Annotated in this window: 21 protein-coding genes and 1 pseudogene; 10 read left to right on the top strand and 12 right to left on the bottom strand. The window is 69.5% G+C overall.

The features are described 5' to 3' along the window. The first annotated feature begins 74 nt into the window (after positions 1-74). The 3 genes from PUT80_RS28505 to PUT80_RS28495 all read left to right on the top strand — a co-directional run bounded on the left by PUT80_RS28505 (position 75) and on the right by PUT80_RS28495 (position 4,735). The gene (locus PUT80_RS28505; RefSeq protein WP_134734072.1) at positions 75-2,561 is read left to right on the top strand and encodes an ATP-dependent Clp protease ATP-binding subunit; all 2,487 of its coding nucleotides are present in this window, start codon (positions 75-77) and stop codon (positions 2,559-2,561) included. A 1-nt stretch (position 2,562) separates the two neighbouring features. Beyond that, entirely contained in the window at positions 2,563-3,819 is a 1,257-nt protein-coding gene (locus PUT80_RS28500; RefSeq protein ID WP_037818480.1) for a cation:proton antiporter, read from the top strand. 574 nt (positions 3,820-4,393) lie between these two features. Next, positions 4,394-4,735 carry a hypothetical protein gene (locus tag PUT80_RS28495; protein WP_037818481.1) on the top strand — a complete coding sequence of 114 codons (342 nt, stop codon included), beginning with the start codon at positions 4,394-4,396 and terminating at the stop codon, positions 4,733-4,735. A gap of 60 nt (positions 4,736-4,795) precedes the next feature. Here the strand turns inward: PUT80_RS28495 and PUT80_RS28490 are convergent, their stop codons facing one another. Further along, entirely contained in the window at positions 4,796-5,737 is a 942-nt protein-coding gene (locus tag PUT80_RS28490) for a glycoside hydrolase family 43 protein (RefSeq protein ID WP_275294051.1), read from the bottom strand. 358 nt (positions 5,738-6,095) lie between these two features. Here PUT80_RS28490 and PUT80_RS28485 point away from each other — a divergent pair, with 358 nt between their 5' ends. The 3 genes from PUT80_RS28485 (at position 6,096) to PUT80_RS28475 (ending at position 8,596) form a co-directional block, all read left to right on the top strand. After that, positions 6,096-6,851, top strand: a complete 756-nt coding sequence (locus tag PUT80_RS28485) for a hypothetical protein (RefSeq protein WP_275294050.1) — start codon at positions 6,096-6,098, stop codon at positions 6,849-6,851. 674 nt (positions 6,852-7,525) lie between these two features. Beyond that, positions 7,526-7,870 (top strand): hypothetical protein, encoded by a 345-nt coding sequence (locus PUT80_RS28480; protein ID WP_037818484.1) that lies wholly within the window; start codon positions 7,526-7,528, stop codon positions 7,868-7,870. Between the two features lie 369 nt (positions 7,871-8,239). Beyond that, positions 8,240-8,596, top strand: coding sequence for a hypothetical protein (locus tag PUT80_RS28475; protein ID WP_275294049.1), 357 nt, complete (start codon positions 8,240-8,242; stop codon positions 8,594-8,596). Between the two features lie 622 nt (positions 8,597-9,218). Here PUT80_RS28475 and PUT80_RS28470 read toward each other — a convergent pair. The 3 genes from PUT80_RS28470 to PUT80_RS28460 form a co-directional block, all read right to left on the bottom strand. Then, the gene (locus tag PUT80_RS28470; protein ID WP_275294048.1) at positions 9,219-9,551 is read right to left on the bottom strand and encodes a WGxxGxxG family protein; all 333 of its coding nucleotides are present in this window, start codon (positions 9,549-9,551) and stop codon (positions 9,219-9,221) included. Positions 9,552-10,665: 1,114 nt separating this feature from the next. Continuing rightward, positions 10,666-11,262, bottom strand: coding sequence for a bifunctional DNA primase/polymerase (locus PUT80_RS28465; protein WP_275294047.1), 597 nt, complete (start codon positions 11,260-11,262; stop codon positions 10,666-10,668). A gap of 290 nt (positions 11,263-11,552) precedes the next feature. Further along, a complete protein-coding gene (locus tag PUT80_RS28460; RefSeq protein ID WP_275294046.1) occupies positions 11,553-12,902 on the bottom strand; it encodes a GGDEF domain-containing protein in 1,350 nt (449 codons plus the stop codon). A gap of 101 nt (positions 12,903-13,003) precedes the next feature. Between PUT80_RS28460 and PUT80_RS28455 the strand changes: the two genes are divergently transcribed. Next, positions 13,004-13,132, top strand: a complete 129-nt coding sequence (locus PUT80_RS28455; RefSeq protein ID WP_255443806.1) for a hypothetical protein — start codon at positions 13,004-13,006, stop codon at positions 13,130-13,132. Between the two features lie 4 nt (positions 13,133-13,136). Here PUT80_RS28455 and PUT80_RS28450 read toward each other — a convergent pair whose 3' ends face one another. Next, positions 13,137-14,345 (bottom strand): MFS transporter, encoded by a 1,209-nt coding sequence (locus PUT80_RS28450; RefSeq protein WP_275294045.1) that lies wholly within the window; start codon positions 14,343-14,345, stop codon positions 13,137-13,139. Between the two features lie 138 nt (positions 14,346-14,483). Here PUT80_RS28450 and PUT80_RS28445 point away from each other — a divergent pair, with 138 nt between their 5' ends. Then, on the top strand, positions 14,484-14,897 hold the full coding sequence (locus PUT80_RS28445; protein WP_275294044.1) for a hypothetical protein: 414 nt from the start codon (positions 14,484-14,486) through the stop codon (positions 14,895-14,897). 131 nt (positions 14,898-15,028) lie between these two features. Here the strand turns inward: PUT80_RS28445 and murJ are convergent, their stop codons facing one another. From murJ to PUT80_RS28430, 3 genes and pseudogenes are all read right to left on the bottom strand, one after another. After that, positions 15,029-16,852 (bottom strand): murein biosynthesis integral membrane protein MurJ, encoded by a 1,824-nt coding sequence (gene murJ / locus PUT80_RS28440; protein ID WP_275294077.1) that lies wholly within the window; start codon positions 16,850-16,852, stop codon positions 15,029-15,031. 258 nt (positions 16,853-17,110) lie between these two features. After that, a pseudogene (locus PUT80_RS28435) lies at positions 17,111-17,539 on the bottom strand (LysR substrate-binding domain-containing protein); the annotation flags it as partial. 203 nt (positions 17,540-17,742) lie between these two features. Next, positions 17,743-18,456 carry a hypothetical protein gene (locus PUT80_RS28430; RefSeq protein ID WP_275294043.1) on the bottom strand — a complete coding sequence of 238 codons (714 nt, stop codon included), beginning with the start codon at positions 18,454-18,456 and terminating at the stop codon, positions 17,743-17,745. 249 nt (positions 18,457-18,705) lie between these two features. On the opposite strand from PUT80_RS28430, the gene PUT80_RS28425 reads away from it, so the two are divergent. After that, on the top strand, positions 18,706-18,918 hold the full coding sequence (locus PUT80_RS28425) for a hypothetical protein (protein ID WP_275294042.1): 213 nt from the start codon (positions 18,706-18,708) through the stop codon (positions 18,916-18,918). A gap of 63 nt (positions 18,919-18,981) precedes the next feature. Here PUT80_RS28425 and PUT80_RS28420 read toward each other — a convergent pair whose 3' ends face one another. The 4 genes from PUT80_RS28420 to PUT80_RS28405 all read right to left on the bottom strand — a co-directional run bounded on the left by PUT80_RS28420 (position 18,982) and on the right by PUT80_RS28405 (position 21,161). Then, entirely contained in the window at positions 18,982-19,272 is a 291-nt protein-coding gene (locus PUT80_RS28420; RefSeq protein WP_037818566.1) for a DUF4235 domain-containing protein, read from the bottom strand. Positions 19,273-19,345: 73 nt separating this feature from the next. Beyond that, positions 19,346-19,819 (bottom strand): NUDIX domain-containing protein, encoded by a 474-nt coding sequence (locus PUT80_RS28415; RefSeq protein WP_275294041.1) that lies wholly within the window; start codon positions 19,817-19,819, stop codon positions 19,346-19,348. After that, positions 19,816-20,655, bottom strand: coding sequence for an alpha/beta hydrolase (locus PUT80_RS28410; protein WP_275294040.1), 840 nt, complete (start codon positions 20,653-20,655; stop codon positions 19,816-19,818). Before PUT80_RS28410 ends, PUT80_RS28415 begins: the two co-directional genes overlap by 4 nt. A gap of 23 nt (positions 20,656-20,678) precedes the next feature. Continuing rightward, complete coding sequence (locus PUT80_RS28405) at positions 20,679-21,161, bottom strand: nuclear transport factor 2 family protein (protein WP_275294039.1); 483 nt, start codon at positions 21,159-21,161, stop codon at positions 20,679-20,681. Positions 21,162-21,286: 125 nt separating this feature from the next. On the opposite strand from PUT80_RS28405, the gene PUT80_RS28400 reads away from it, so the two are divergent. Further along, on the top strand, positions 21,287-21,919 hold the full coding sequence (locus PUT80_RS28400) for a TetR/AcrR family transcriptional regulator (protein ID WP_275294038.1): 633 nt from the start codon (positions 21,287-21,289) through the stop codon (positions 21,917-21,919). Positions 21,920-21,969: the final 50 nt, after the last annotated feature.

Here is a 21,969-nt window from a genome sequence, read left to right as displayed (position 1 = left end):
GGCGGCGCCCGTTTACCGGCGCGGGCAGCGGGTAAGCGGACTCCTGACCCCGATTCCGAGATGTGAGCGCTCCGATGACCGGATTTTTCCCGCCCGGCCAGGGCAACAGCCCCTTCGACCAGTTCCTGTCGCAGTTCTTCGGCCAGGCCGCGCCCGGCCGCCGCGGCTACTCGGTCGACGTGGCGCGCCTGCTCACCGACCAGGCTCGCGGGCTCGTCGCGGAGGCGGCGGACCGCGCGGGCGCGTGGGGCGGGCGGCACGTCGACACCCAGCACCTGCTGTGGGCCGCCACCCAGCTGCCCGCCACCGCGCGGGCGCTGACCCGCGCCGGGGTCGACCCGGCCAAGGTCGCCGGACGCGTCGAACGCGACCACGCAGCCAACGGCGAAACCACGGCGACCGCGCTGGCGCCCGGTGCGAAACGCACGCTGATCGACGCCCACCAGCTCGCCCGCGGGCTCGGCTCCCCGTTCATCGGCCCCGAGCACCTGCTGGCCGCGCTCGCCGCCAACGAGGAGTCCGAAGCGGGCCGCATCCTGCGGGAAGAGGGCGTGACCACCGACCGCCTCCGGCAGGATTCCGCCGCGGACAGCCCGACACCGCTGCAGGACACCCCGACGCTCGCCCAGTACGGCGAAGACCTCACCGCCCGCGCCCGCGACGGCCGGATCGACCCGGTGATCGGCCGCGACGACGAGATCGAGCAGACCGTCGAGGTGCTGTCCCGCCGAACCAAGAACAACCCGGTGCTGATCGGCGAGGCGGGCGTCGGCAAGACCGCGATCGTCGAAGGCCTCGCGCAGCGGCTCGCCGACGACGACGTGCCCGACATCCTCAGCGGCCGCCACGTCGTGCAGCTCGATCTCACCGCGATGGTCGCCGGCACGCGCTACCGCGGCGATTTCGAGGAGCGGATGTCCGCGCTGCTCAAGGAGATCCGCGAGCACGGCGACCAGCTGATCGTGTTCGTCGACGAGCTGCACACGATCGTCGGTGCCGGCGCGAGCGAGGGCAGCGGCGGCCAGGGCGCCGGGAACATGCTGAAACCGGCGCTCGCGCGCGGCGAGCTGCACATCGTCGGGGCGACCACGCTCGACGAGTACCGCACCGGCATCGAACGTGATCCGGCGCTGGAACGCCGGTTCCAGCCGATCCTGGTGCCCGAGCCGACTGTCGAGGACGCCGTGTCGATCCTGCACGGCCTCCGCGACCGCTACGAGGCCCACCACCAGGTCCATTACACCGACGACGCGCTGCGGGCGGCCGTCGACCTGTCCGACCGCTACCTGACCGAACGGTTCCTGCCGGACAAGGCGATCGACCTGATCGACCAGGCCGGTGCTCGCGTCCGGCTGCGCGCGCGGACCAAGCCCGACGGCCAGCGCGAGCTGCAGGCCAGGCTCGACCAATTGCAGTGCGAGAAGGACCAGGCCGTCGCCGAGGAGGATTTCGAACGCGCGTCCTCGCTCCGCGACGAGGCAGCTGACGTGCGGAAACGTCTCGAACAACCCGTCGAACGCCCAGGCGGACCGGTGGAGGTCACCGACGCGGACATCGCCGAGGTCGTCTCCCGGCTGACCGGCGTGCCCGCGACGCGGCTCACCGAGACCGAGCGGGAGCGCCTGCTCGGCCTGGAGGAGCACCTGCACGACCGCGTGATCGGCCAGGACGACGCCGTGCGCGCGGTCGCCGAGGCGGTGCGGCGGTCCCGCGCCGGGCTCGCGGAGCCCGACCGGCCGTTCGGCAGCTTCCTGTTCCTCGGCCCCACCGGCGTCGGCAAGACCGAACTCGCGCGGGCGCTGGCCGAGGCGCTGTTCGGCGACCAGGACAGCATGGTGCGCATCGACATGAGCGAGTACTCCGAGCGGCACACCGTCAGCAGGCTGATCGGGTCGCCGCCCGGGTACGTCGGGTACGAGGACGCCGGCCAGCTCACCGAGGCGGTGCGGCGCCGTCCGTACTCCGTGGTGCTGCTCGACGAGGTCGAGAAGGCGCATCCGGACCTGTTCAACGTGCTGCTGCAGGTCCTCGACGACGGCCGCCTCACCGACGGCCGGGGCCGCACGGTCAACTTCGCCAACACGGTCCTCATCATGACCAGCAACCTCGGCTCGGACCTCGTCGGCAGCTCGACCCACGGCGCGCTCGGCTTCGTCCAGCCCGCCGACGGCGACGGCGACCAGCTGCGCGAACGCCTCATGCGGCGGCTGCGCGAATCGTTCCGCCCGGAGTTCCTGAACCGGATCGACGAGATCGTCGTCTTCCGCCGCCTGGAAGCCGGCCAGCTCGACCGGATCACGGAACTGCTGCTGGAGCGCACGAAACGGCGGGCGCACGCGCAGGGTCTCACCGTCGAGTTCACGCCGGAGGCGGTGCGGCGGATCAGCGAACTGGGCTACGAACCGCAGTTCGGCGCGCGGCCGCTGCGGCGGGCGATCCAGCGGTACGTGGACAACCCGCTGTCGAGCCGGCTGCTGTCCGGCGACGTCGCGCCCGGCACCGCGGTGCGCGTGGACGCGGGCGACGAGGGACTTCGCTTCGACACCTCAGCGACCGCCTGAGGTGCCGCCGCTCCCGGTCCTGTTCGGCGTCGCCGGACTGCTCGCGCTCGCCGCGGCCGTGCTGCCGAAACTGGTCGCCGACCGCCCGTTCTCCACCCCGCTGGTGATGTTGCTCGCCGGGCTGCTGCTCGGCCTGCTGCCGCTGCCCTACCTCGGCGACTGGGCCTCGCCCGCCCAGCATGCGGACGTGGTGGAATCCTTCACCCAGCTCGGCATCGTGCTCGCGCTGGCGGGTGCGGGCCTGTCCGTGGACCGGCCGTTCGGGCTGCGAAGATGGATGTCGCCGTGGCGGCTGCTGTTCGTCGCGATGCCGCTTTCCATCGCCGCGGTCGCCCTGCTCGGCTGGTGGTGGCTCGGGCTCGCCCCCGCCGCCGCGCTGCTCCTGGGTTCGGCGCTCTCCCCCACCGACCCGGTGCTGGCCGGCGACGTCGGAGTCCCCGACCCCGGCGTGGAGCCGGATCTGGCGCGGGACAACGAGATCCGCTTCACCCTCACCACCGAAGCGGGCCTCAACGACGGTCTCGCGATGCCGTTCGTCCTGGTCGCGCTGCTGCTGGCGGGCACCCACGTGTCGATCGGCGCCGACGTGCTGCTTCCGCTGCCGATCGGGGTGCTGGTCGGTCTCGCCCTCGGCCGGCTCCTGGCGTGGGCGTTCTTCCGCATCCCCTCGTCGCGCTTCCGGCTGGCCGAATATTCCGACGGATTGGTGCTGCTGGCACTGGCCTTCCTGCCGTTCGCGGTGGCGGAACTGCTGCACGGCAACGGTTTCCTCGCCGTGTTCACCGCTGCCGTGTGCGTGCGGACCAGTGAGCGTTCGCACGGCTATCACGAGGTCCTGCACACCTTCGGCCGCCAGCTCGAACGGCTTTTCGTCGCCATCACGCTACTGGGTCTGGGCTTCGCCCTCGGCGACGGCCTGCTGCGCGGGACGACCCTGCTCGAAGTCCTCTTCGCGGCCGTCGCGGTGTTCGTTATCCGGCCGCTCACCGGAGTCGGTTCCCTGATCCGCTCCCCCGCCCGCGGACGCGCCGCGCTCGCGATCGCGTTCTTCGGCGTGCGCGGCATCGGAACGCTCTACTACCTCGCCTACGGACTCCACCAAGCCGACCTGCCGGGCGCCGACCAGCTGTGGCGGGTGGGCGCGCTGGCGGTGGCGCTTTCCGTGCTGATACACGGGATTCTGGCCGCGCCGGTGATGCGGCGGGTCGAAGAGCGGGGCGCGCACGTGCCGCGGCACCTTCCGGAGGAGACCGGGTAGTTCGCTTTCCCGGCCCGGAAAACCGCTTCCCCCATTGGGTTACGGAAATCCCGGTCAGGGAATCGCGACCCGACACGATGGTGGAACGAAGTGGAAGCTGCCCGCTTTGCGCCAGTAAGTTTCCCGACGCACCCAGGACCGGCACTTCGCCCGACGTGATCGCCCATCCCGCTAGGAGCGCTTCCCATGCTGAACAACCCCGGTTTCGCGCCGGGCACAGTCGCGTCCGCAACCCCCGGCTCGCGCGGAATTCAGCGCGAGCTCCGCACACAGCACCACTGATCCTTCGCACCCGGCCGGACGCGCAACCGGCCGCGGCGCGAAGTCCGGCAGTTCGCCTCCGCGTCGTCCGTGCCCGCTCGGGCCGGGACCTGCCCGACATTCCCGGGCCGGCCCCGGCGGGCCCGCGACGCGGAGCGACGCCGGCCGGGCGGGACCGGTGCAGCACTGCCCAGGGGCGCACCGGCCCCGTCCGGAGCACGAACCCCGCCTGTCCGGCCGAGGTCCCGGATTCGCGGCCCGTTTTCTTCCCGCCGAAACGCGGCGGGTTGTTGTTGGCAAGGAGTTTTCACCAGTGATCAAGCAGCTCGGTTTCGTCGCCACGGCGCTCGCCGCGGGCATGGCCGTCCTCGGCGGATCGGCTTCCGCGGCCGGGGGCACGGCGACGGGCGACCCGGTCGACCAGGTCGGTCTCGGCAACGTGCACAACCTGGACGCGGTGCACAACCTGAACCTCGTCGGCGGCGTGTGCGACAACAACGTCAACGTGCTCGGCGTGCAGGTCCCGGTGCGCGACGTCGCGCAGGGCATCAACGTTCCGGTGCTGTCGCCGGGCGAGAACGAGGCCGCGGGCAAGTCGCCGTACAACTGCGCCTCCGGAACGATCGTCGACGGCGGCTCGGCTCAGGGCCACTGACGCCGGCCTGACAGCGGCCGCCGCGGAGCATCTGCCCCGCGGCGGCCGTTTCCCCTGTGCTCAGCCGAGTTGCGGGACGTCGCCCGGGAAACTGATCGGCATCCGGTACAGGCCGCGCGCCTGCCGCCCGCCGTTGAGCCAGCCGTGGAAGTAGATGTTCCCGCCGACCACATCCGCGCCGCCCGGTCCGTCGACAGCACCGCCGAGCCGTTCAGTGGAGAGAAACGGTGCGTCCGCCTTGACAAAGGTGCCCGCGAGAGTCGGAGCGGTGGCGTAACCGGTGTGGTAGCCGGAACTCTGGAACGTGTCGGCGGAGTAGAAAAGCACGTACCGGGAAGGCGTCTTCACCATCGTCGGCGCTTCGACCACGTTCTTCTCCGAGCCGAGGTCCGCGCGCAGCAGTTCGGTGCGGGGACCGGACAGCGATCGTCCGTCCGGGCTCAGCGTCTGCGAAAAGATCGCGGCGGGCGGGCCCGAGGCGGAGCCATTCGCCTTGTACAGCAGGTACCGGGTGCCGTCGGCGTCGAGGAAGGTTTGCGGATCGATGTCGCCGCCGTCCTCGGGCACGCACACGAGCGGCGCGTCGCCGTCCGGCTGGTACGGGCCCGCGGGCTGCGCGGAAGTCGCCGTGCCGAGGCACATCGGCCCGTTCGGGAGGCGGGTCGCGGCGAAGTACAGCACGAAGGTGCCGTCCGCCGCCTCGGTGACGTCCGGGGCCCAGAATCCGCCCTCCGGCTTCGCCCACTTCGGCACGGCCGCGAGCGCGTCGCCGACGATCCGCCACGGGCCTTCCGGCGCGGGCGCGCTTGCCACCGGGACCTTGCCGGACCCGGTGGTCGTCGAGAAGGCGAAGTATCCCGAGCCGGTCTTGACGACGTCGGGGTCCGGGAAGTCCTGTCCCAGCAGGAGCTGCGGCGCGCTGGCTGCCGACGCGGCCGGACAGTGGGCGAAGCTGAGCAGAACGGCGGCGAGCGCGGCACCGGCCCGGCGTAAGGAACACATGCCCTCGATTGTCTTTGCCCGCTAACGACATCGCCCGCTCGTCGCGGGGTTGCCACTGGGAAGGGTGTACGCCGCGCCTCCCGATCCGGTGAACCGCGCGGAAACCTCCGTCACCCTGGCGTGAAAGGCGGTTTACCTTGCCGGGAAAGGACTTCCCCAGGTGAACTCCGGTTTTTCGCCGCTGCCGAACGAAAGCGCGGGCACCCGGGCGGGCGGATCGCTTTCCGGAGCCGGCAATTCGCGCGGGACCAGGGGTAACGTCAGTCCGGCCCGGCGCAACGCCGGTCGTCCCAGCGCTCGTTCGCGGCTCCACGTCTTTCATTTCGGGCGCTTTCCCTTGGAAAGGAAACGAACTGTCATGTCGATGAAACGGACGTTGCTGTCCGGCTTGATCCTCGCTCCGCTGTGCCTGGCCCTGCCCGGGACCGCCGCGGCCGCCGAGGGCCCCGGCGAAACACTGCCGCTCACCACGGACTGGTGGCCCAACCAGTCCAGCAGCGAGGAGGAGTCGGCCGTGTTCGCGGGGATCGGCGGTGCGGGCGTGCTGCACCACGAGTCCGGCGTCGACGAGTGGGGCAACCGGTGGAGCGAGCACGACGGCAGCCTCGCGGGCATCGGCGGCGCCGCTGTGCTGCACGGATCGCAGGAAACGAGCGGGGACGTCGTCCGTCCGCTCTGGCCCGCGCAGGACGCTGTGCACACCCAGGCCTCCGCCCCGGTTTCCTCCGCTGTCCGCTCGGCGACCCCGGGCAAGGAGCACGTCGTGACCCCGGTCAAGGCCGCCCCAGCATCGCGGGCCAAGAAAGCCGAGGCGCGGACTGCTGACGCTGCCCCGGTGCGCAAGATCCGCGAGGCATCCCGGGACTGGGGTTCCTCGTATCACGACGAAGCCACGTCAGCCGGTCCGGAAGGCGCCGCCTCGGCGCAGGTGAGCAGCCACGCCGGACGCGACCACGCCTGGTACAGCGCTTCGGAAGTCGCCGCGGGCCCGGACGGCGCCACTTCGGCCGGAGTCGCCCGGAGCAGCGGGATATCGGACCTGGGACGTCGGGGCCGGCCCGGCGGGTGCGTACAGCCACTCGACCGAAGCCGCGGCGGACGTCCGGGAGCCTGACCTCGACTGATCCGTCGAGCACGACCGGAATCACGGCGGAGGGCTGGTGCGAGCGCACCAGCCCTCCGCTGCGCATTACGCACAGTAGCTGCTGATCGGACAAACAGAACTCAGGACCCTCCGATCGTGAAGTTTCGCCCCCGAAGAGGCTGGGTAACCAGCGCAATTTCCTGACCCGCCGAAAAGACACTCTTCGGAATGCTTTCCCGGAAATTGTGTGCTTTCTCCCCGGACCGCCCGATATTGTCGAGACTGCCGGGAGCGAACCGACCCCGAACCGCTTCGCTCCCGGCACTGGGGATGCGGCATCGGCCGCGCCGGGCGGACATTCCGCCGGAACACACCGGACACAGAGGAGATCGTGGTTCAGAATTGCGGCGAGCTTTTCGCTCATTTCGCCGGATCCCGTGGCCACGGCAGTCCTTCTCAGCGTTTTCCGCAGCTATCGGAGGTCGTGCCGGACGGAGCCGCGCGGCCTCGCCCAGCGGCCGGTTTCCCTTGCTCCGGGCCGGTTTCCGCCGCGTCCGGCGCATCCGTACTATCGGCAGCGGTTCAGCCAAGAGCCGCGGAAGGACGCGCCTGCGAGGTGCCGTCGCCCTCGGCCGTCTTTCCCCGCTGATGCCCAGCTTTTTTCGCGCGGGCGGACGAACTCCGCCCGCGGACTCGGGGGAGGAATGGACAGTCACCTGATGATCGGCGCCCCGGGCGCCACCTACACCCCGCGCCTGGTCGCCATCGCCGGCGACCGCCTCATCCATCCGGCCGACCCGCGCAACGACCTCGCGCGGATCGTGCTGCGCTGGGAACGGGCGTGGGTCCCGGAAACGTGGGCCGCGCGGCAATACTTTGCGGCCCTAGGGATCGGCGACGACGAAGCGCCGCGCTACACCGACCAGGACGTCACCGGATGGCTGCTGCTCCAGCCGCGGCCGGGGACGCTCGCCGCGCAAGTGCGCTCGAGCGAACTCGACGTCGCCACAGCTCTCGCGGCGGAAGCGGAGGCCTGGCCCGCCCGGTAGCAACGGTTTCCGGAAGCTCTGTGCCGCCGTCCCCGGCGGCGCAGAGCCCTTTCGCGTGCGCGGAATATTCTGATCTCCGGGGAATGCGCATATTCCACCGGGCTCGATGTTTGAACGGCGAGGAAGAAGCGAATGTTGTTGGCCCCATTACAATAGCGCTCCCGGATAAACCCGAAAGAGACCTTGCAGCCCGGTCAGCGGATCGGCGGCCGACACGATGGTGGCGAGAGGTGGAAACGACTCCGGAATGCCAGTACGTTTTCCTTATCCGGCCGCGGAGCACACACCTTCATTGCCGCGACCGCTGACGCAATCGTCAGAGTCCGCGATCGGCATCGCCGGTCGCCGAAATTCCCAGAGGAGTTCTGAATGCTGAAGAAGATCGGTCTCGTGTCCGGCGCGTTGGCGGCAGGCGCGTTCCTGTTCGGCGGCATCGCGGCCGCCGACACCGCGGACGGCCACCACCACGGGCACCACCACGGCGGACCCGGCCAGGTCGGCTTGGTGAACCTGAACAACACCGACGTGGCGCACAACGTCAACGGCACGCTCGGCCTGTGCGGCAACGACGTGAACGTCCTCGGGGTCCAGGTCCCGGTCCGCAACTCGCTGAACGGCATCGGCGTGCCGATCCTGTCGCCGGGCGAGAACAGCGCCTCCGGCCAGTCCCCGTACAACTGCGCCTCGGGCGCCGTCGTCGACGGCGGCAGCGTCCAGGGCGGCTGAGCCTCCTGCCGAGGCCGCCCGCTGTGTGTGCGGAAAGCAGGCCGAGGCACGGAGTCCGACGGTTCGCGTCAGCGTCCTGAGGTGCGTCCGGAGCACGGAAAGAGCTGCACACTCCAGTTCCGCGCCCCGGACGGCCCCGACGCCCCGCGACGTCGGCACGGGTGGGACCGGTGACCCTGGCTGAGGCAATGCCGGTCCCACCCGGCGTGTTCGACACGGTAACCCACTTCCGCCGCCCCGGCGACTGCTGCCTCGGGGCGGCGCTTTCTCGTGCGGACACTGCTGCCCGGGGCGGCGCTTTTCGTGCGGACGCTGCTGCCCGGGACGGTGTTTCTCGTGCAGACACTGCTGCCCGGGACGGTGTTTCTCGTGCGGACGCTGCTGTCCGGGCGGTGTTTTTTCGTGCGGGCAACTCGTTTCCGGCGGCCGTCCCACACGCTGGCGGCCCGCATCGCTCCCAGCCGGCGCATTCACCGGGTACAAGCGCGGAATCACCGTGCCGGACAGCGGTTTCTTCGTGCGCAAGGGAACGGCCCGAGCAATCGAGCCGTTCCCGCACAGCAACTTTCGTCAACGAGACGGGAGGCCGCTGCGGCCCTCCCCGCCTAGCCGGAAGTCAACCTCACACACCCGGCGGCTCACGTCGCGGACCAGCGGGCGGATAGGTATTCGCGGGCGGAGCCTGCCGATCCGGCGCGGCCGGGTATCCCGCCATCGCTCCTGGTTTCGGACCGCGGCGCACCAGACCCGCGAGACCGAGCAGGCCCACTAACCCGAGCAGACCCCACAACCCGTTGTCGCCGTTGTCGTGGTCGTCATTAGCGGTGTCGCCGGTGTTCTGCGCTTGCGCGGTGCCAGGCGCCACGACGGCGGCCTCGGCGGTCCCGGCCCCAGCGAGCGGGATCGCGGACGCGGCAACGAGAGCGCAAATCTGACGACGTACTTGAGCGGTCATCGGGAATTCCCCTTTCGAATGATGCGGATGAACTGGCCTCGACGCTCCCGGACGGTCCGCACGGCCGAGACGGCCAACTGCCGAGCCGCCTCGCTCAGCCGCCTACCCGGACTCCTTTGCTCCGCTGCGGGCGACGGCTCTTCGGCACGTTCCGGAGCTGCCTGCGGCAATTCGCCAGCGAGAGTTCCGGATTTCCCGGGCTCGCCGTCCGGCCGCGAAGGAGCAGCGAACGGCTGCGTCGGAACGAGCCCCTCTGCGTCCCGTTCCTGCGCCACGAAAGACGAAGGCCGGGCAACTTGCCTGCGGGACAACGGTTCCCGAGCCGCAGACCGGCCACCCGACGATGACTTCGGCGCACCAGTCCGACGCAACCGCCCCGCCGACGGCGGCGCTTCCGGCCGAACCCCCGCAGTCGGCACCGGACGATCGTGGTCACTGGCCCTCGCCCGCGGCACCTTGCCCCCGGCAGACTCCACCTCGCCACCCGACAGACCCCCATCGCGACGCGGCGTCTCCGGCGTGCCCTGGGCAGACTCCGCCTCGCCACCCGCCGAACCCCCGTCGCGACGCAGCACTTCCGGCGCGCCCCGGGCAGACTCCGCCGCGCCACCATCGCGACGCATCACCTCCGGCATGTCCCCGGCAGACTTCGCTACGCCACTAGGTGGGCTCCCGTCGCGATGCGACATCTCCGGTGCAACCCGGCCAGACTCCGCCTCACCGCCCGGCAGACCCCCGTCGCGATGCAGCATCTCCGGCGTCACCCGGGGCGTCATCAACGGGGTGTGCGCCGCGTCGGCGTTCGGGACCGCGGGCTCGCGCGCCGTCGGATAGCGCGCCAGCGGGTCCCGTCTGGCCGACGCGCGGATCAGGCCGAAGATCCCGGGCAGTCCGGCCAAGCCCACCAGTCCCCACCAGGCAGTCATGGCGTTCCTCGCTTCCCTCGCGGCATTCGGTCCGCGCTCGGATAGCCGATCATCGCGAGGACAACCGCGAGACCACCTGGACGAGTGACCCAACTTGTGCCGGAGTTCAGCGCGCTCGCTCCCGCGCCCCGTCGACTTCGGCGATGGTGCGGGCACGAATCATCCAGTCGGCGTGCGGCGCGCGAGACCTATGCGGATTCGCCGGAAAGCTCGGCAAGTTTCCGCAAAATCCCGGCCCCGTCACCCAGCAAGTCGCGCTCCAACGGCGATATCCGCCACCACACCACCCCGGCGACGACCCGGCTCGGCGGAAGTACCACGAGGTCACCCGGAGAAAGAACCTCCACCCCGGACGCCAGTTCGGAGTCCCCGCAAGTCCCGGGCTCGACGAAGAAAAACGCCCCATGCGGCGACAACGCCATCGGGCCGAGCGGGTGCCCGCCGTCGAACGCGGCTAGGGCGCGCCAGCCTAGGTGTGTCGGCGCGCGCACGACGTCAAAATGCTCTCCTACCGGGGCGAGAATCGCCTGCCGATGCACGGCCCACCATTTCGAAACCACCCGGCGATCGACCGTGGCCTCAGCGGGGGACATCGTCGACTCCCGGCCGCCGAGCCGCTCGAAACTGACCGGATCCCAGGTCGTCAACCCGTCGCACACGGGGCCTGGCAGCACTGGCCAGCCCAGCGCGGCGTAGTTCTCGGCCGCCGCGCGCAGCGAGCGCAGCGCGACCCCGTGGTCCCCAGCCAAGCAACGTGAACGGCTACCGCGCGCGACAGCGGTCATCACAAGAGCCCCTTCCGAGTGACGAGACCCGTCCGCGCAGGTCAAGCCGCGACGGACGGTGCGGGAACCGGGGTACCGCCCGACCACCATGCGTCCGCGGCGAGGCGCACACCAGCCAGTGAACCGGGAGCAAACCGGCAGCGTGCGCCGTTCCAGATGGCGGCTAAAGCGAACCGAGTTCCTCGTACGGGGTGCTCATCTCGGATTCCCCCAGCAGGTCCAGGAACAGCTGGAATTGAACGAAATTGTCCCGGCCGAAGGAACCGTCAGGCGGCCATATCGCGTCGCATTCAGGGCATTTGACGAGAATGATCCGCAACCGCGTTGCCCTGATCTTCCCGAGATTTCCCTGACGGCATCTCGGACATTCCATGCATCCCCCGCACCGGCACCGCTCCTGCGACCCTGATCTGGTTGCGGCCGTTCTGTTTGGCCTGCAGCAACGCACCGTCCGCCGACATGAGCAGTTGCTCGACCGAAATGCCGTCGCCGGGATACGACGCCACCCCCATCGAGGTGCTCACCCCGGACAGCGTGCGAGGCTGACCGTCCGTAGTGGCGGTGAGCACGACCGGAGTACGCGCGAGCCGGGAGCGGATCCGCTCGGCGACAGCCAGCAACTGGCCCGGCTCGAGACCCGGCAGCAGGATCGCCAGTTCGTCCCCGCCGTAGCGGGCGACGAGATCCTGAGACCGGACCTCGGCGCGCACCAGGTCGGCGACCGCGCGGATGGCCTGGTCGCCCGCCGGGTGCCCGTAGGTGTCGTTGATGGCTTTGAACTTGTCGACGTCCAGGAAAAGCACTCCGAGGCCGGTCTGGCTGAGTTTCGCGCGGTCGAGGGCAGCGGTGACGACGTCGGCCCAGTACACCGGCGTCGCCAGGCCGGTTTTCTGGTCCGTGCGCGACGCCCGCAAGTACTGGGGCAGCAGGAGATCGCGGTGCACGCACAGCACGGCGATCATCGGAGCGGGCAGCGCCCACGGCTCGTGGACCAGCAGGACTGCCATGGTCGCGCCGAGCCCCAGCGCCGAGGCGACGACCAGCTGGTCGCCCGGATGCCCCAATGCCTGCCGAATCGGCAGTTTCTCGGGCGACGACCACCCGATCGCGACGACGACCAGGGCGTAGTTGACCAGCCACCACACCCCGGCCGCGGCGGCCACGCGCAGCAGCGACCACAAGTCGTGCGGCAGCAGCGGACCGTCCAGGACAGCGGAGGCGACGGCCGACGCGAGCACGAACGTGGCGGCCGAATAGAACTTCCGGAACAGGATCGTCGGCCCGTAAACCCGGTACCAGCAATACACATACGACACCGCGGTCAAGCCGATGACGAGCGGCAGCGGCAGCACCAGCAGCGCGGCGAACACCCACAGGCTCTTGAGATTCGTGTACGGCGCTTTCTTCGACGCCTGCTCGCGACGCCGCTCGATCGTGCGGACCGCCTCGAGATGCGCGACCGCGGCCGCGGTGAGGACGGCGAACCACAGCCACTGCGTCGGGGTGATCGCGGCGGGCAGGGACGAAACGACCGTGATCGCGACCGCCACCGCGTCGACAGTGAGCACCAGGCACAGCGCGGGACGTCGCAGGGACCACAATCCCCACGTCGTTATGCGTCTGCCACTCTTTCCCGTCACGCTGGTATCCGCCCCTGTCAACGAAGATTAATCACGGTAATCGCATTGTCACCGGCCGTCGATACGCCGGTCGGACCAACCACCGCGAGAAAGGCATCACTATGCGCAACGCACCCGGCAACGAATGGACCCGTTTCGCCCGCGGCAACGAGTGGACCCGCTGCCAGGGCAACGAATGGATCCGCCGAGGCAACGAATGGGGCCGCCGCGGAAACGAGTGGGCCCGCTGATCCGCTACCCCGGTTCGGCAGCGCGGCGGGCGCGGTTCCAAGCCGCTCCCGCCGCGATCGCCGTCAGCACGCCGAGCACCCCGGCGACGGCGAGGACCGTGCTCGGGCCGGCCGCGGTCGCCGCGAGCCCGGCCAGCGCGATCCCGGCGCCCTGGCTGGTCGTCAACGCGGTCGCGGCCAGTCCGTAAGCCTGGGCCCGCCGATGGTCGGGAACCGCCACCGTGAACGCCGCCGACGCCGGCAGATGGTAAGCGCTGGCCATGCCCGACAGCCCCCACAAGACCGCCGTCACGACGAGCCCCGGCTGAATCGCGCACACCACGAGCGGAACGCTGGCCGCCACCGCGAGCGGCCCGAGCAACCGCATCCGCACCGGCGACGGCAGCCGCGACACGATCAGCATCCCGAGCACCGTCCCCGCCGGACTCGCCGCGAGCAGCACCCCGACTGCCTGAGCGGACCCGCCGATCGACTCCGCGTACGGTGCCGCCAGCCCCTCGACCGTGACGTAAAACCCGGCCACACAAGCTAATCCCACCAGCGAACGCAACCGCGGCGTCCGCACGACGAGCACCGTCCCGGCCCGCAGATCGGCCCACCACCGCCCCAGCCGCGTCCCGTCGCCCACCACCCCTGGCGCCGGCCGCGCCCGGATGCCGAACCGCACCACCACCGCCGACACCACGAACGTCACCCCGTCCGCGACGAGCGCCTGCCCCGGACCGAGGAACGCGACCAGCGTCCCGCCCGTCGCGAACCCCGCCACCTGCGCCAGCTGGACCACCGTGTCCAGCACGCCTTTGCCCAGCAGGAACTCCTCCCCCGGCAGCACCGCCGCGGCCGTCGCCGCCCGAGCCGCGTTGCCCGGCGCACCGGCCGCTTGGACCACCACCAGCAACGCCGCGACCGCAGGCAACGGCAGCGCGGGAATCGCCATGACCGTGACGAGTCCCGCGCGCAGCAGATCCGCTGCCACCATGACCCGCCGCCGAGGCCACCGATCCGCCAGGCCCGACAGCAACGGACCGGCGAAAATCGACGGCACATACGTCAAGGCGTAGACCCCGGCGGTCCAGCCCGCCGACCGCGTCCGGTCGAAGACCAGCAACGACAACGCCACCCGCGCGAACTGATCGCCCGCGACCGAAACCACCATGCTCGCGAACAGCGCCCGGAACTCCGGTCTGCCGAACACCTGCCGATACGTCGCCACCAGCCCAGCTTGGCCGATCACGGGCGGGCGGGCACACCCCCGCAGGTACGGGATGCGAATGCACGTCTTGCCGGGAGATTCCTTTTCCCGTCCGAAATCAGGCGCGCCCTTCCCGGCTCCGGCCGTAGGATCCGCCAGGTGACCGAGGACGATCTTCTCGAGCGATACGGACTGCATCCCGCTGGCGGCCAGTTGGACGAGATCCGCGGCATCCTCGCGACAGAGCTGCAAGCCGGGTTCGACGCGAACACCGAACTGATGAAAATCTGTTGCGTACAGCTATTCCACTGCGGCTCGCTGAACGACGTGCTGCTTATCTGGGAGGCCAAAGAGTCCGGCTGGGACGCGCACTGCTCGATTGACGTGCAACTGTTGTGCGGGGCAGGATTGGACGAAACCAAGGCGTTTCTCCGCGCTCACCCGGCCACGCTGGCTCGGGAGGCCCTGGAGTACCTGACGGAGTGCGAGGAAGCCCGAGACTTCGACTCGTTCTCGGTCGAGCGCTGGTCAGAGGGATACCACAGCTACTACGGTGTGCCTCTCCCTGACTGACAATTGCTCAGGATCTGGTCAAGCGGAGCAGCGCATCCCTCGCGAGCGTGCGCACGAAAGCCAGCTCGTCCGCGGACGGACAGGTCCGCAGCTCCCGCAGATAAGCGACCTGCGCGGCGACTGAATCCGCACTACCCATCCGTCGATCGCTCCCCCCGCTTCACCAACCGCGCAAGCCTCTTCCGAGCAGGCGCGAGCTCTTCAATCCTCAACGCCGCCAGCGCCCCAAACGACACCCCCAGCCCAACCAGACCTTGCAGAATCAGCTTCACCCACGCAGTAGCCCGCCCCCCGAAGTCCGGCACGAGCCATCCGACGGCCAGCGCCGCGGCGGCACCGAGTGCGCTCGCGACCAGCGTGAACAGGATTACCCCGAGCGCCCGCTTGCTGCGCAGGTGGCCGAGGCTCACCCACAGCCAGACCTGGCCCAGGATCGCGCCGACCACGAACGTCAGCGAGTTCACCAGCATGGTGCCCAGCACGATGCTGTGCGCGTCCAGCAACACCGGGCACAGATACAGCAGCGGAACCTTCACCACGGTCATCACGACCATGATCAGCGTCGGCGTGCGCGCGTCCTTCATCGCGTAGAACACCCGCAGCTGCAACATGACCAGCGCGTAAGGCAGCAGCCCGAACGACGAGACCGCCAGTGCCTCGCCGAGCCGGCCCGCCTGGGCGACGGAGTTCGCGCCGCCGCTGAACAATGCGATGCCGATCGACTCGCCCACCACCGTCAGCACGGCGGCGATCGGCACCAGCATCACCGTCGAGATGCGCGACGCGTAGGAAAGATCGGCCACGACCTTGCGGACATCGCCGTCCGCGGCGTTGCGCGACAGCCGCGGCATGATCGCGGTCAGCAGGGACACCCCGATCACCCCGTAGGGCAGCTGGAAGAGCAGCCAGGCATTGGCGTAGATGGTCACCCCGCCCGGGTCGCCGCTGGTCAGCACCCGGGTGTTGACGGTGAGGCCGGCCAGGCTGATCGCGACGTAGCCGAGGATCCACAGCGCGAGGCCGCCGAACTCCTTCATCCGCTTGTCGATGCCCCAGCGCCACTTGAAGCGGAATCCCGTCCGCAGCAGCGGCGGCACCAGCAGCACCGCCTGCACGGCGATGCCCAGCGTGACGCCGATGCCGAGCACGAGCAGCTTCGGGTCGCCCATCCGCACCGGATCGGTCGAGATCTTGCCCGGCATGAGCATGAACAACGCCAGGGTCGCGATGACGACGACATTGTTCATCACCGGCGCCCACGCCGTCGGGCTGAAGATGTGCTTGGCGTTGAGGATCGCGGACACCAGCGCGAAAACGCCGTAGAAGAAGATCTCGGGCAGCAGCAGCCGGGCGAACGCGTTGGTCAGTTCGGAGTTGGCGTGCCCGCCCTGATCCAGGTACAGCGAGGTCAGCGCGGGTGCCGCCGCCACGGCGAGGACAGTGCCGACGCCCAGCACCGTCAGTCCCATCGTGAGCATGCGCTGCGTGTACGCCGCGCCGCCGTCGGGATCGTCCTGCGAACGCACGATCAGCGGCATCACGACACTGCTGAGCACGCCGCCGAGCAGCAGTTCGAAGACGCTGTTCGGCAACGTGTTGGCGATCGTGAACGAGTCGTTGACCACGCCGGTGCCGACCGCCCACACGAGCATGATCTTCCACAGGAATCCGGTGACCCGGCTGACCAGCGACGCGATGGCCATCTTCCCGCTCGACTTGGCGATCGACGGCGCCTTCGGCTCGACCCGCGGCGGGCGGCCGGGGCGCCCCGGCCTTTCGCCGGGCGGGGCGGCGGGCAGCCGCGGCAGCATCTGGGTGGCGAGCGAGTCGTAGGGGCGCAACGCATCCGGATCGACGACCGGCCACTTAGAACTCGCCGGCACCCCGCCGACGCGCGGGATGAACACCGTCGCGTCCGGATCGTCCGGTGCCAGCGGCGGCGCGCCGAACGGCATGCTGTTCTGCCCGCGCTCCTGCCGCCACGAGCGGACCGGCGGCCATCGCGGCGCGGACGGCGGCGGCTGCGGCAACTGCCCGCGATGACCGGCTTCCGACGGCGGGTGCTCAGGCGGCGGGCGCCGGGTGACCCGTTCGACGGGACGGTCGGGTGGCCACTCCGGGTCTCTCTCCAACACTGCCCCATCGTCAACGGTCGATTCGATCCCCCAGCGTAGTCACTTCGCGCACGGCAGCGGTCGAGCGCGGAGCCGCGCTCAGCCGTCCTTTTCCGGAGGCAGCTCCAGCATCTCGAGAAACGCGGTCGCCGCCGGGGTCAACCCCGTATCGGCCCAGATGAGGTATTCGACGCGCGTCGGAGCGTCCGTGATCTCGATCGTGGTCAGGTCGGACAGTTGGGGCACGTACATCGACGGAAGCATCGCGATTCCCAAGCCCTGCCGGACAAGCCGGGCCATCATGAAGTCGGCGGTGGTCACCTCGAACGCGACTTCGCGGCTCAGACCGGCGGCGGCGAACGCCTCGTCCGACTGGTTCCGGCCCGCGGTGTTGAGCGGCAAGTCGATAAATACCTCGGTCGCGAGCCGGCGAAGATCGACGGTGCGTTCCCCGGCGAGCGGGTGATCCGGGGCGACAACGGCAACGAGCCGGTCGCGGGCCAGCTCGCGTGCGTTGACTCCTTCGGGCCCCACGCCTGCAGCACGCGAACCGAGTGCGGCTCACGACTGGCGGATCGGCGCCAGTCGTCGTCATTGCCGCGGAACTGCGATGCTGGACCGGCAGGAGCCGGGAATCAGCCCGTGTGGACTCCGGTCGCCAAGAGCGGCATCACGCAGACGGAAGCTCCTGCGGGCGGCCGCAGAGATTCGGTACCCCTCTTTGGGTTCGCTTATCGGCGTCCGATGAAAGCGCTTTCGTAGTGCCACACCGCATGGTCGACTTCCCAGGGCGTGCAGCTCAACCGCTCCGCCAATCCGGCCAAGAGGTCGCGGGCCTTCTCGGTGCTCACCTGATGGCCCGGACCGAGATGGCGCTCGAGCCACCGGATCACCATGCGGTCAGGCTTGACCTGACTGTCGTCTCCGGCAAGCATCCACAGGTAGCTGAGCCGTGCGCCGCTCCCGTGCCCGGGGATCCGGGACAACAGGCGCTCCACCGGTGCGAGCACGCTGGCATCTGCCAATGCCGCGGTGACTTGGCCGATCCGTTCCAGACCAGCGTCGGCGAGCACCTGGGCGTATTGGACCGCGGCCTCGGCCTTGCGGATACCGCCGCGCGCGCTGGTGCGTGCACGGTTCCGGAAGACCTCGTTCGCAAGGCGTTCATCGCCGAGTTCCCGTCCGAGATCGGCCAGTTCGGCGACGGATCGTTCGCGATCGGTGCCGATCACGGTGTGCGCCACGGCGGTAGGCAACAGCGGATCCGGCAGCCCAGCATGGTCGGCGTATGCGCGGCACACTCGGACGACACCGCTGTAACGCGCGTTGATGGAGAACACCGCGTCCAGCACGCACAGCGACAAGTGGGTCCAACGCTGCGGCCGGGGCTCAATCTCTAACTCGCGCTGCGCAGCCGCCACCAGCACGCCGAATCCGTCGCTCATGCCTCATGGGTCGTGCCGCTCCACGGCAAAGTTACAGCCGCAACGCATCGCCGCGCCATTACCTTGCGGGCTCGCGACCACCGTGGGCCATCCGACGTCTTCAACCCTTGACCGGAGTCCGCCCATGGGACTGCACATGTCGGTCCCGCTGCCTGGACCGTTCCGTTGCAGCACCCGCATCGGCGGCCGACGGCGGCGACAACACGGCAACACCGGTGGCGGAGCTGAGCGTTTGCGAAGCTTTTCTTCGTGTATTCGCTGGTTTTGTGCGAGGTTGCGCTGGCCGTCGCCGCCTACGCCTGGCTCGCAATCGCTCCGGCACTGGCCTACCCGACGGCGAGGCGGCGGGAGATCTCCATGTCGGAGGCTGTGCGGCACAACCGTGCGCGCGTTACCGCAATGATCTCGCGGCTCACTGGAATGCTGACCCGCCGCACCAGCCCGGCACAGTCCGGCCTCTGATGTAGACAACGTAGCGTGCAGACGTCCTGGCAACCCCCGTTGCCAGGCAGGCATCTTCGGATCTCAAGCCTTGTCGTGCTTCTCAGTATCCCCGGGCCACTGGCCGGTAAGCTTGTCGTACCCCGTCGCGCCGCCACGATCGACAGCGGCCTTGACCACTCCGAAGATCGCACCCTGCACAGATGCGGCCAGCAGCACCTCTCCCCAGCCGCGTTCTTTCTGTGTTGGCTCCGGAGCCTTTTTGGTGCCGGAGATCAGCTTCCACACCTGCTCGAACACCGCGTTGGCGGCCAGCCCGCCCAGCACGCCGAACAGCAGGCCGAGCGGCCGGTACAGCAGCTTGTTGACGTTCATGTTCACTGTCCCCTCTCGCTCGCTCAAGCAGTACCCGCTCCTGCGGCGGGGTATGCGCGCAGCGGCTGATCCGTCAGTGCTGGATCAGCCCGCCGACCGCGACGGGTCCGACGTGGCCCGTCGGCGGTGTGGTCCTCGCCAGGGAAAGGCCCACGTCGACCAGGCCCGACCGGCGGAGCGAGGCGACGGCGGGCAGCGGCGTCCACACTGACTCGGCTGTCTCGCCGTTGGGCTCCGGCCGCAGCTCGCCGCCGACGATCCGGGCCTGGTAGAAGATCCCGACATTCTGATGCGGACCCGAATCCGGCACCAGGCGCTCGGCCGCCGGGATGATCCGGGAATCCACTCCCAGCAGGCGTTCGACCACCGCCTCGCACCCGGTTTCCTCGGAAACCTCGCGGATCACCGCGTCGAACGGATCCTCCCCGGGCTCGACGCCGCCGCCGGGAAGGGTCCAGTGGCTTCCGCCCTTCGGCGAAACGTAACGCGCGAGCAGTACCGATTCGTTTTCGATGCACACGGCATACGCCGCTAACCGGAAACTCATTTCTCCCAGGTTACCTGGCCACTCCCGACACCCAACAGCTCATGCAGGGCGGCAAGCACGGCGTCCGGGGCCTCTTCCATCACGAAATGCCCAGCCCCTTCAATCAACGTGAGCTCGGCCCCGGGGATCCGCGCGGCGAGTTCTTCAGCGATAGAAGTCCGGAGATACTCGTCCGCAGTTCCCCACACAATCGCCGCGGGGCACTGGATCTTGCCGAGGCCCTCAGCGAGTTCCCGGCGGGCAGGTACCCGATATTCGCTGAAAAAGTGCAGGAGCCAGCGTCGACCGTCCGAAGTGGACATCCAGCTCAGGTAGCTGTCCAGTATCGCGCGATCGACGACACCGGCGCGCAAAAGCCCGCGCAGGGCCCTCCGGTTGATCGTTTCCAGCGGGAGCGGCACGGCGGCGAACGGGCTGCGGCCCAGGATGCCGACGAGCGAGAACACGGCATACCACTTCGGCACGAAAGTGCGGTGCGCACGACTGTTGAGGATCGCGAGCCGCCGCACGCGGTCGGGATGGCGTTGGGCGAAGCCGAGGGACAGGAAGCCGCCGTAATCGTGGCCGAACAGGTTGCATTCGGCGATGCCGAGCGCGTCGAGCACCCGTCCGACGCGGTCCACCTCGGTGTCGTAGTCGAAGGACAGGTCCGTGCGGCGTTCCGACTCGCCCCAGCCGAGCCAGTCCAGCGCGAAGACGTGATGCTCCTCGGCTAGCCCGGGCAGCTGATGCCGCCAGGAGCGACGGTTGGCCGGATAGCCGTGCAGCAGCACGATCGGTTCGGCGGAAGGATCGCCGAGTTCGGTGAACGCGAGCCGCGCGCCGTCGACCGTCACCGAGCGGGCGGATCCGGCGTCGCTCATGCCCCGCCGCCGCGATTGCCTGGACCGCGTCCGGCACGGAACCTGCGCAGCCGATTGCCCAGGTAGGGCAGCCACGCGCGGGGGCGCCGCAACACGGCACCGATGATCACCAGCGGGTCGAAGTAGGCGGTCCGTTCGGCGATCAACCCGTCTTCGACCGTGATCCGGTCGACAAGCGGCCATTCGATCGACCTGCCGCCCAGCGTTCCGTACAGACGGCCCCAGATCAGCACCTGACCCGAGCCGCTCGCCCAGCCTTGGACGTCGTAGCGCAGATCCGGGACGAGGTGCATGGTCCGCGCCATGAAATCGCGCGCCTCGGCGACGCCTCGGGTGTTGCGCTCGAGCGGGTGGATCAACCGGACGCCGGGCTGGAACAGCGGGGTGAACGCGTCCGGGTCCATCCGGCTCCAGGCTTCGGCGAACCGTTCCACGAGCTCAGCGGCTTCCTGGTCGGCGCGTTCGCGGAGTTCGGACATCGGGTTTCCTCCTCCACCGCCGGAAGGGCGCGCAACTCTTGTAACGATTGCAAGAAGTCTCCGGAAGGTAGCACGCGCCGGGGAGTTCCTGCAATGGATGCAGAAACCGGCCGTACGATGGCGTGATGACGACCGGCGGCACGAAGGCGCGCGACCCCCGAAAGCAGCGGACGATCGACGCCTTGCTCAAGGCCGCCGAGACGGTCTTCGCGGGTCGTCCGTTCGAGGAAACGACGGTCGAGGAGATCGCCGAGCACGCCGGTGTCGCGGTGGGGTCGATCTACAACAACTTCGGGTCGAAGGCGGGGCTGCACGCCGCCGTCGTCGACCGGGCCCTCGATGTCGACCGCGAGTACATGGACCGCGCCTACACGCCCGACCGCTCCCCGATCGAACAGCTGGAGGCCGCGGCCGAGCAGTACCTGCGGTTCTACCTCGAACAGCCGGAGTTCTTCCGGATGCTCGCGTTCCCCGCCCCGCTCGGCAACTACCCCGCCGCGGCCGAAACGGCGGCCCGCCTGGCGCACCGTGTCGACGAGCAGAACGCGCGCATGATCGACGCGATCGAGCGCGGCATCGCCGAGGGCGCGATCCGCCCGCTCGACGCGCGCAAAGCGGCCACCGTGCTCTGGGCGAGCTGGAACGGCGTACTCAGCCTCGCCTGGCGTCCCGACGCGCTGCGCGAGGACGAAGCCGGTCTCGCCGAACTGCTCTCTCTCGCGACGGACATCGCGAGCTGGGGCTTGCGGATCTCCTGAAAAAACGCCGCCGCTGGACGCCCTCCGCCCGCGAGGGTTGAGGCCGAGTC

The organism is Amycolatopsis sp. La24, assembly GCF_029087445.1.
GTDB classification, from domain to species: domain Bacteria; phylum Actinomycetota; class Actinomycetes; order Mycobacteriales; family Pseudonocardiaceae; genus Amycolatopsis; species Amycolatopsis nivea.
The sequence above is the reverse complement of the archived record's forward strand: the minus strand, read 5'-3'. Positions and strand labels throughout refer to the sequence as shown.